9 protein-coding genes are annotated in these 9,706 nt (G+C 43.3%); 1 reads left to right on the top strand and 8 read right to left on the bottom strand.

The window, feature by feature from the left end; translation table 11 throughout:
• Positions 1-70: 70 nt before the first annotated feature.
• From HT722_RS06360 to HT722_RS06345, 4 genes are all read right to left on the bottom strand, one after another.
• The gene (locus HT722_RS06360) at positions 71-1,174 is read right to left on the bottom strand and encodes an FAD-dependent oxidoreductase (protein ID WP_173278137.1); all 1,104 of its coding nucleotides are present in this window, start codon (positions 1,172-1,174) and stop codon (positions 71-73) included.
• Between the two features lie 16 nt (positions 1,175-1,190).
• On the bottom strand, positions 1,191-1,988 hold the full coding sequence (locus HT722_RS06355) for a Nif3-like dinuclear metal center hexameric protein (RefSeq protein WP_173278136.1): 798 nt from the start codon (positions 1,986-1,988) through the stop codon (positions 1,191-1,193).
• Positions 1,975-2,652, bottom strand: a complete 678-nt coding sequence (locus tag HT722_RS06350; RefSeq protein WP_173278132.1) for a tRNA (adenine(22)-N(1))-methyltransferase TrmK — start codon at positions 2,650-2,652, stop codon at positions 1,975-1,977. Before HT722_RS06350 ends, HT722_RS06355 begins: the two co-directional genes overlap by 14 nt.
• A gap of 101 nt (positions 2,653-2,753) precedes the next feature.
• The gene (locus HT722_RS06345) at positions 2,754-5,090 is read right to left on the bottom strand and encodes a cation-translocating P-type ATPase (RefSeq protein WP_173278166.1); all 2,337 of its coding nucleotides are present in this window, start codon (positions 5,088-5,090) and stop codon (positions 2,754-2,756) included.
• A gap of 132 nt (positions 5,091-5,222) precedes the next feature.
• Here HT722_RS06345 and HT722_RS06340 point away from each other — a divergent pair, with 132 nt between their 5' ends.
• On the top strand, positions 5,223-5,972 hold the full coding sequence (locus HT722_RS06340; RefSeq protein ID WP_173278130.1) for a 1-acyl-sn-glycerol-3-phosphate acyltransferase: 750 nt from the start codon (positions 5,223-5,225) through the stop codon (positions 5,970-5,972).
• Positions 5,973-6,015: 43 nt separating this feature from the next.
• Here HT722_RS06340 and HT722_RS06335 read toward each other — a convergent pair whose 3' ends face one another.
• The 4 genes from HT722_RS06335 to HT722_RS06320 are packed head-to-tail and all read right to left on the bottom strand — an operon-like array spanning position 6,016 to position 9,522.
• Complete coding sequence (locus HT722_RS06335; protein ID WP_173278128.1) at positions 6,016-6,708, bottom strand: alpha/beta hydrolase-fold protein; 693 nt, start codon at positions 6,706-6,708, stop codon at positions 6,016-6,018.
• On the bottom strand, positions 6,689-7,699 hold the full coding sequence (locus HT722_RS06330; RefSeq protein ID WP_173278126.1) for an ABC transporter substrate-binding protein: 1,011 nt from the start codon (positions 7,697-7,699) through the stop codon (positions 6,689-6,691). Before HT722_RS06330 ends, HT722_RS06335 begins: the two co-directional genes overlap by 20 nt.
• A 19-nt stretch (positions 7,700-7,718) precedes the next feature.
• The gene (locus HT722_RS06325) at positions 7,719-8,474 is read right to left on the bottom strand and encodes an ABC transporter ATP-binding protein (protein WP_173278124.1); all 756 of its coding nucleotides are present in this window, start codon (positions 8,472-8,474) and stop codon (positions 7,719-7,721) included.
• Between the two features lies 1 nt (position 8,475).
• Positions 8,476-9,522, bottom strand: a complete 1,047-nt coding sequence (locus HT722_RS06320) for an iron ABC transporter permease (protein WP_173278122.1) — start codon at positions 9,520-9,522, stop codon at positions 8,476-8,478.
• Between the last annotated feature and the right edge of the window lie 184 nt (positions 9,523-9,706).

Raw genomic sequence — 9,706 nt, 5'->3', positions numbered from 1 at the left:
CAACCTCAAAACAGTGCTTTGAGCAGCCCACGGCTAGCTTCCTAGTTTGTTCTTTGATTTTCATTGAGTATTATTCGCTTTTTACTCGTTTGACATAGTTCTCAATTGGGTAGTTTGCTGGGTCTAAGGTCATTTCCCTGCCTTGGATTAGTTGAGCTAGATGGTAACCAATGATAGGACCCGTTGTGAGACCTGATGAACCTAGTCCACTGGCTGCATAGACACCTGCTAAGCCAGGTACTTGTCCAAAGAAAGGAGAGAAATCACTGGTATAAGCACGGATTCCCACACGCTCAGCCCTTGAAGTAGCTTCTGCTAAACTAGGATAGTGAGGCAAGGCCGTGTCCTCCATTTGCTGGAGTAAGGTTTCATCTACCGTCAAATCAAACCCCATGTCATTTTCATGAGTAGCGCCTAAGGATAATTTCCCACCTGCAAAAGGAATCAAATCCCACTCCCCTTCTGGCATAACCACAGGGTAATCTTCCATGTCTTGGGCCAGCTGATAATCTCGGAGTTGTCCTTTTTGAGGACGGACATCCACAGCATAACCCAAGGGTTCTAACAAGTCCCCCAACCAAGCTCCAGTCGCCAAAATAACCTGATCAAATACCTCTTCGCCAATCTGGTATCCTGATGCTAAAAGTGTTAGAGTCACTTTTTCTTTGACCAGCTTGACCTGACTGGCTTCCAGCAAACGAGTCACTAATAGTTGACCATCTACTCTCGCTCCACCATAAGCATAGAGCAAGCGGTCAAATCCCTGCAAACCAGGGAATAATTCATTTGCTGATGCTTGGTCCAGAATGGCTAATTGCCCTATCAAGGGAGATTCTTCTCTGCGCTGGAGGGCTAGTTGATAAAGTTCTTCCAACTTGGATTCATTCTTTTTCAAGAGAAAGACTCCCGAACGTTGGTAAAAGTCGATTTCTTGCCCTGACTTCTCTAAATCAGCCAACAAATCCACATAAAAATCAGCCCCCAAGCGCGCCATCTTGTACCAGGCTTTATTGCGGCGTTTGGAAAACCAAGGACTGATAATTCCTGCTGCGGCCTTGGTAGCCTGACCCTGTCCATGGTCAAAGACGGTTACTTCTAGGTCACTTTCTTTAGAGAGGTAGTAGGCTGCTGTTGCCCCCACAATTCCTGCTCCGATAATGGCAACTTTTTTCATTATTTTCACTTTCTAACTAGATATGGTGGAAAGGATTGGTCGATGCTTGACTAGGTACAATATCAATTGTCCAGCCATTTTCTCCTTTCCATTGATTAAGAAGCTCTGCAATTTTTTCCACAAAAAGCACTTCGATATAGTGACCTGGGTCCAATGCCAACAGGCCATCAGACAGCATATCCTGAGCAGTATGGTAGTAAATGTCACCAGTGATATAGACATCCGCTCCTTTAGCTAAAGCATCCTTATAGAAAGACTGACCGCTTCCACCACAGATGGCCACTCTTGAAATAGGCTTCTGCAAGTCATTCTCTTGATAATGCACCATTCGAAGACTATCTAGAACAAAGACTTGCTTGACATTCTGGGCCAATTCCCCAAATGTCTGAGGTTGAACATTTCCAATACGACCAATTCCACGTTCTGGACCTGTCTCCTGTAGATAAGTTGTCTCCTCGATTCCTAGCATCTGGCAGAACCAGTCATTTAGGCCATTTTCAACGATGTCAATATTGGTATGGCTGACATAAACTGCGATGTCATGCTTGATGAGGTCGATGTAAATCTGATTTTGTGGACGGCTAGCTACCAAATCCTTGATCGGACGGAAAATCGGCGCGTGCTTAACAATAATCAAGTCTACACCCTTTTCAATGGCTTCAGCCACCGTTTCTTCACGAATATCCAGAGCAACCATGACACTTTGGATATCCTTGTCCAAAGTTCCAATTTGCAGGCCACGACTGTCTCCCTCCATGGAAAACTCCTGAGGGCAAAAGGCTTCATATGCATTAATTACTTCACTTGCTAACATGGAGAACCTCCTTGATGGCTTGAATTTTATCTACAAGAACTTGACGTTCCTCCAGATTTTTTTCTGGAATTTGGTTAAGGGCAAATTCTAGCTTAGCTGCTTCTTTTTGCCATTTTTGGACAAAGACTGGACTGACCTCTTTGGACAAGAAAGGTCCAAAGCGAACATCACTGGCTGATAGCTTCATTTGTCCTGCTTCCACCACAAAAATCTCGTAAAACTTGCCAGCTTCTTCTAGAATACTTTCTGCTACAATCTGAAAACCATTGTCTTGCAACCAGATACGCAAATCATCTTCACGATTATTAGGCTGGAGAATCAAACGTTCTACATTAGCCAGCTTGTCCAAGCCTTCTTCTAAAATCCTAGCAATCAAGCGTCCGCCCATCCCTGCGATGGTAATGACAGACACTTGGTCTGCCTCTTCAAAGGCTGCCAAGCCATTTGCTAAACGGACTTGGATTTTCTCCTTTAACCCGTGACTTTCAACATTTTTAACCGCGGACTGATAGGGGCCTTCCACCACCTCACCTGCAATGGCACTTTTGATTTGTCCTCTTTCGACCAACTCGATAGGCAGATAAGCATGGTCACTCCCCACATCTAGTAAAATGGCTCCCTGTGGCACAAAGGAAGCCACCAATTCTAATCTCTTTGAAATCATCTTCTCTCACTTTCCAAAACTCTATTACTTCTTATTATACCACATTTCAGCTAGCTATCTTGTACCTAAAAAGACCGCAATCCACAGATTGCAGCCTTTCTTTATTTTCTGGCTTGATAGCGACTAGTCAGGATGAAAATTACGGTAAAGACCATCATCATGACACCATAAACAAGTAATGTTTGTCCTGTAAGTGTCGAAATTTCAAGTAATTTTTGAATTCTTGGGAAGAGAGCTGTGGCTAGGAAGCCTCCTACTGACCAAACAATCAAGAGGACACGCCAGAGGGTAAATGGCATGCAGGCTCTAAATACGGATAAGAAACCAATTGACCCCAAGAGATAATAGAGGAGGGTTGAGATTTCTATCTCAGACCAACCTTGACTACTTCCAAATATTTTCACAAAGAGAACGCTGAAGACGACCATGAGAGCACTTGGTAGAGCACGAAGCATGGATCTTCTGAGGAAGTTTGGCTCGACAGGTTTGATATTTCGCTCAAAAGTCAGAACGAATGGTGGGAAACCTTCCACAAATTGGTCAATCATGGTAATCTGGATTGGAATGAAGGGGAAAATCAAGATCCACTCAGACCGACCTAGTAAAGCACTGGAGATACAGATAACTGCGAGCAAGAAAGAATAGATGGTCTTTATCAAGAAAATCGGTGCGATATGGGCAATGTTATTGACCACACGACGACCTTCAAAGAGAATCTCAGGAACATCATTAAAGTCAGAGTTCAAGAGAACCAGATTGGCAATTTGTCGAGTCGCCGGATCTCCTTCCGCCATTACGATGGAACAATCTGCCTCACGAAGAGCCAGGATATCATTGACTCCGTCCCCTGTCATAGCCGTTGTATGCCCTGCTTTTTTCAGCGTTTGGATGATGAGTTTCTTTTGATGAGGGGAAACACGTCCGAAAATAGCTGTCTCCTCAGCCATAGCAACCAATTCCTCATCTTCGATTTTCGAGCAATCTACATAGCTGTGGTAGTCCGCAAAACCAGCCTTCTGGGCAATACTTGAAACAGTGACTGGATTATCACCAGAGATAATCTTGAGTCCCACTTCCTGAGAACGGAGATAGTCCAGCGTCTCTGCTGCTCCCTCCCGAATGGGGTCCAAGATTTCCAGAAAGGCCAGAGCCTGAATATCAGATGGTTTCTGTGGTTTGTGATGGTCTAATTTCTCCTGACTGAGAGCTAAGACCAAGACACGTGACCCTCTCTCCAAGGCCTCTCTGGCTTCAGGGACCTCAGAATCCAGCAACATCTCAGGTGCACCTAAGAAAACTGTTCCCAAACCTTCTAACTCTATGGCTCCCCACTTGCGGTCGCTAGAGAAGGGAAGATTCGAAAGCATAGGATAGGCTACTTGGCCTTGGAAACGCTTTCGAATAGCTTGGGCAGTTGGATTTTTATCCTCACTATGGGCCATATAGCTGGCCAAAATGCTGGCAATAGCCTCTTCACCGTAAGTTTCCGTCAGTGGAAGAACAGCCTCCACCTGCATCTTTCCTTGGGTGATGGTACCCGTCTTGTCCAGACAGAGCATATCCACACGCGCCAAGGTCTCAACAGAGTACATTTCCTGAACCAAGACCTTTTTCAAGCCCAACTTAATCACCGCTGTCAAGAGCGAAGTGATGGTCAAAAGGGCAATTCCCTTGGGCAACATTCCCAGTAGGGCTGTCGACGAATTTACAACGGACGACTTAAGAGGCAAGCCTTTTAAAAGCAAGGCTTCTAGCAAGAGAGCCAGACCAAAAGGAATGATAATTTTTCCAGTAAAACCTGCTAGCTTGTCCAGTGATTTCATGATACGAGAGTTGATTGGTTTAACGGTCTTGGCTTCCAGCATGAGTTTGGCAGCATAGTTGTCTGCACCGACATGGTGAACTTGAGCTAAAACCGACCCACTAGCTAGGAAACTTCCTGACAACAGCAAGGCATCAACTTCCTTTTGCACCAAATCACTTTCCCCCGTCAACATGGCTTCATTGACTTCCGCAAAGCCTTCCAAAACCAAGGCATCACTGGGAATCTGCTCTCCAGCAGACAAACGAATGACATCTCCTAACACCAATTCTTCAGGATTCAGAGCCACTTCTTGACCATCACGAATGGTTTTGACCTTTTCCTTGGTCATAAGATTGAGCTTGTCCACCATGTGTTTGGCTCGTAGCTCAGTCACAATTCCAGAAAAAGCGTTAAAGCAGATAACAGCAAAGAAGACCAAATTGCTCCAAGCCTGCACAAAGACTAGTGCCAAAGCAATGGCAAAGTTCAAAGCGTTAAAAAGAGTAAAGACATTTCGTTTGATGATTTGCCAAGTGCTGGTACTGGCCGAAGCAGTAAAATCATTGACCAAGCCCTTAGCCTGTCTTTCCTTGACTTCTCTTTGGGTTAATCCCATAATCTTATTTTTATCCATAAATTCTATCATATCATTTTTTCTAAAAGAATTCTAATCTCATCCCAAATCTGCACCTAGTTAAGGGAAAAGTTTGCCAGCCCTCCTTTGATAAGGTATAATAATAACAAGAAAATAATCGAAGGAGATCGCATGTTTTATACTTATTTACGTGGATTGGTTGTCTTGCTCCTATGGTCCATCAATGGCAATGCCCACTATCATAATACAAATAAAATTCCTAATCAAGATGAAAATTATATTCTGGTTGCACCTCACCGCACTTGGTGGGATCCAGTTTACATGGCCTTTGCGACCAAGCCAAAACAGTTCATCTTTATGGCAAAAAAAGAACTCTTTACCAACCGTATTTTTGGTTGGTGGATTCGTATGTGTGGCGCCTTTCCTATCGACCGTGAAAATCCTAGCGCCTCAGCCATCAAATACCCTATCAATGTTCTTAAAAAAAGTGACCGCTCTCTCATCATGTTTCCAAGTGGGAGCCGTCACTCAAACGATGTCAAGGGTGGCGTAGCCCTGATTGCCAAAATGGCCAAGGTCCGTATCATGCCGGTTACCTATACAGGTCCTATGACCTTGAAGGGCTTGGTTAGCCGTGAGCGTGTTGATATGAACTTTGGAAATCCAATCGATATCTCAGATATCAAGAAAATGAATGATGAAGGCATTGAAACAGTCGCCAATCGTATCCAAGCAGAATTCCAACGTCTGGATGAAGAAACGAAACAATGGCACAATAATAAAAAACCAAATCCACTCTGGTGGTTTATCCGCATCCCTGCCCTCATCCTTGCCATTATCCTCGCTATCCTAACCATCATCTTTAGCTTTATCGCAAGCTTTGTATGGAATCCAGATAAAAAGAGAGAAAACCTTGGTTAAATAAATACAACAATCCCTTGGCAAAAGCCAAGGGATAAATCTTTTATTCGATTTTCCATTTTTGGGCCAACCAGCTAGAAAAAGCTAGGAATCGCTCAGCTACTTGTTCGTGGTGTCCATAAGGGTCAAAGACAAACTGGCTGTTCGGATAGCGTTTCTGAAGACTGGTATGGATCTGCTCAGCATAGACTGGTGCTTGAACCAAGCGATTAGTATGGTGTGCTCCTTCTGTTTGACCATTTTGTAAATAGAGCAAACAGTCCAAATTTTTCACATTTTCTTCCTTGCAGTAAGTCACAAAATCAGGATACCAAAAGGAACCGCAGATGGAGAAGACACAGGAAACCTTGTCAAAGCTGAAAAGACTGTAGACTGCCACCAAACCACCTAGTGAGTAGCCTCCATAAGCAAGGCGTGCTTCATCCAGCCGATAAAGCGACTGCAACTTGTCTAAAAGACCTCCAAACAAATGATCATGATAGGCGTTGGCCTGACCTCCAAAATCTGGAGCTCCATCTCTCAGAGCAGCTGCCTTCCATGGAGTGTAATCATCTAGGCGATTTTTAGAGGTCAAGCCCACTAAAATCACAGATTCTGAAAAGGACGATAATAAGCCCAAGTTTCCATCATTCAATAAAATAGCCGGATAGGTTTGATTGGGGTCGTAGTTAGAAGGAAGGCTGATTTTGACTTGAATTCCTTCCCAATCAAACTCATTATTTATTGATAAAGTCATTGATTTTCTCAAGGGAATCAATCACTGCTGGACCATAGTCCATCAACTCATCGTAAGAGATGGTCATGATCTTTTGATTCTTAATAGCAGCAACGCTTTCCAAAACAGCATTTGCCTTCATCAACTCTACTGCTTTTTCATCCAATTTTTTATTGCGATCGCTGGTTACATAGATAATCAATTCAGGATCCATTGACACGAGATTTTCCAAGGTTAAGCCTGATGTCCCCGTAGCAACGTTTGTATAACCAAGTTGGTTCAGCAAACTTTCTTGCAAAGCAGACTTGTAGGCACCGAAGGTTTCATCATTATAAGCAACCATAATCAAAGCCTTTTTCTTTTCACCTTGGCTTGCTGGATTTGCTTTCTTAACAGCGTCAATTTTAGTTTGTAATTGGGCTGCGTATTCATTGGCCTTGTCCTGAACATTAAAAATCATTCCAAGATTTTTGACATCTTCTACGATATTCCCCAAATCTTGCTGAATCGTTGAGAGAGAAGCTTTTTGAGTATAAACTGGGATTTTATTTTCATTCCAAGTGCTAACTGTCCCCAAGGATTTTTCAGAAAACATCATGTTTCGACCCATCACAGCGTCTGGCTCATAAGAAAGGACTGTCTCCTGTGAGACTGTTTTTTTATCCCCAATTTGAGGAATCGTCGCAATCGCGTCCTTGTATTTGTCCGTCACAGCATTGTCTGGATTGAGCATGCCAACAATTTTATCCTTCAACCCCAACTCCAATAAGATTTCAGTGGTTGAAAGATTGTTGGTGATAACTTTTTCAGGTGTCTTTTCAAAAACTTGTTCTACTTCATTTCCTTTAGCATCATAGGTTTTGACAGTTAGTGGATAAGTCGTCTCTGTGCTCGCCTTTTGACTTGTTTCTGTGCTAGATTGTGTGGTAGCTTTTTCTGTAGTAGTATTGCCACAAGCTGCCATGGCTAGGGTAGCTACTGTTACCAGTAAAATGCTTAGTGTTTTTTTCATCTTGTTTTCCTTTTCATTCTTATAAATAGTGAATCATGGCTTGCTGATCCTTGGTCCAAGTAACCTGACTTTGAACTCCGTATACAGTTTGCAATGACTCAGGGGTGATGGTCTCCTTTGGAGTCCCTTGGTAAAGGATTTCCCCCTCTTTCATCAGATAGAGATAATCCGAATAGCGACAAGCAAGTTGAATATCATGCAGGACAGCTAGAACATTGACCTTGAGATTTTTCACAATGGCCAACAAGTCTAGCTGATACTTGATATCCAAGTGATTGGTTGGTTCGTCCAGCAGTAAGAGAGTCGGTTCTTGCGCCAAGGCGCGTGCTAACAAGACTCGCTGTTTCTCTCCTCCCGACAGGGACGAATAGAGACGAGTTTTCTTCTCGAGCATATCCACCTTAACTAGGGCATCTTGAACGAGCGTAAAATCCCTTTCCCTTTCCTTCTGTAAAAAAGAGAGGTGGGGAGTTCTTCCCAGCAAGACGATTTCCTCAACTGTACAATCAAACTGCAATTGATTAAACTGGGTGACAACTGCCATTTGCTTGGCTGTTTCTTTGAGTGACCAATGCTCCAGCGGCTTTCCATCTAGGCTTATCAAGCCTTTGTCCGCCTTTTCCTGACGATAGAGGAGTTTAAGTAGACTGGTTTTCCCGCTTCCATTTGGTCCTAATATCGTGTGAAATTGATTCCCTTCAACCTTAAGAGAGACTCCTTTGAGAATTTTTTTCTCTCCCAGTCCAAAATGGATGTCCTGACAAATCAAGTCCATATCAGACCCTCACCTCCCTTCGCCTACCTCCAACAATATAGATAAAGAAGGGAGCACCTACTAAGGCTGTGAAAATACCAATAGGAAGCTCTGCATTTGGAATGGTGATACGAGAGAGTACGTCTGCCCAGATGACAAAGAGGGCACCCAGTATGGTCGCAACAGGAAAAAGTCTCCTGTAATTCGTTCCTACTAACCCTCGAGCTAAATGTGGAGTAATCAGACCGACAAATCCAATAATCCCACAGGTTGCCACTAAGACTGCTGTCAGCACAGCCACCATGGTCACATAAAGATACCAATAAAAGCGTAAGGGAATCCCCAAAGTTAAAGCATCCTCATCTCCCATCATCATCGCATTGAAAACACGATACTGAGTAGAGAAAAATAGAAAGGCTATTCCTACTACTATAGTTGGCAGGACCAAGTCTGCCCAGGAAGTCCCAGCGAGCGACCCCATTGTCCAAAACTTAATGGTCATCACACTATCCGCATTAGCGCCAACTGAGATAATAAAGTTTGAAAAAGCTAGAAAGAGAGCGTTGACCACCGTTCCCGATAAGATCAGACTGGAAGTCGTCATCCTTCCCTGCATAGAGGCAATGATGAGAACAGCAATTGTTGCCAAAATAGCTCCAAGAAAAGCTCCAAGGCTAATCATCACTTTTAAACCAAGAATGATGCTCAAGGTTGCTCCTAGAGTTGCACCAGCAGAGATGCCTAAGACATAGGGCTCAGCGATGGGATTGTTCACTGTAGACTGCATCACGCTACCACACATAGAAAGGCCTGATCCTACTATCAGACCTAACAATACTCGAGGGAATCTCATGTTCCATACAATGGCAAGAGTGGACTTGGAAACCTCTCCTATCTCAAGAGGAAATCCTAACCTACTCAAAATAATCCGATAGGTATCTCCTAGATCAATCGCAACAGATCCCATTGAAACTGCTAGAAAGAGAGAAATCCCTAAAATACCTAGCAAAACACCTAAAAGTAACACAAATTTCAGGTCTTGTCGGCTTCCAGAAAATTTGGAAAGCATGCAAACCTCCTTTGATAGAATCTTAAAAATTTAGAAAATTCTCATGAAAAGTATACCATATTTTCAACAATGGAACAAGATGAGAACAAATGAATATAGTTGGTTTTATTGTGCTAGGAACCGTAACCGAAGATAATACTTGAGTATACCAAGGTAAGGTGACAACTCAAAAAGCCCTCTGAAA

Source organism: Streptococcus sp. 53 (assembly GCF_013276565.1).
Taxonomy (GTDB): domain Bacteria; phylum Bacillota; class Bacilli; order Lactobacillales; family Streptococcaceae; genus Streptococcus.
Note: the sequence above shows the minus strand (reverse complement) of the source record. Positions and strands in the feature narration are given on the sequence as shown.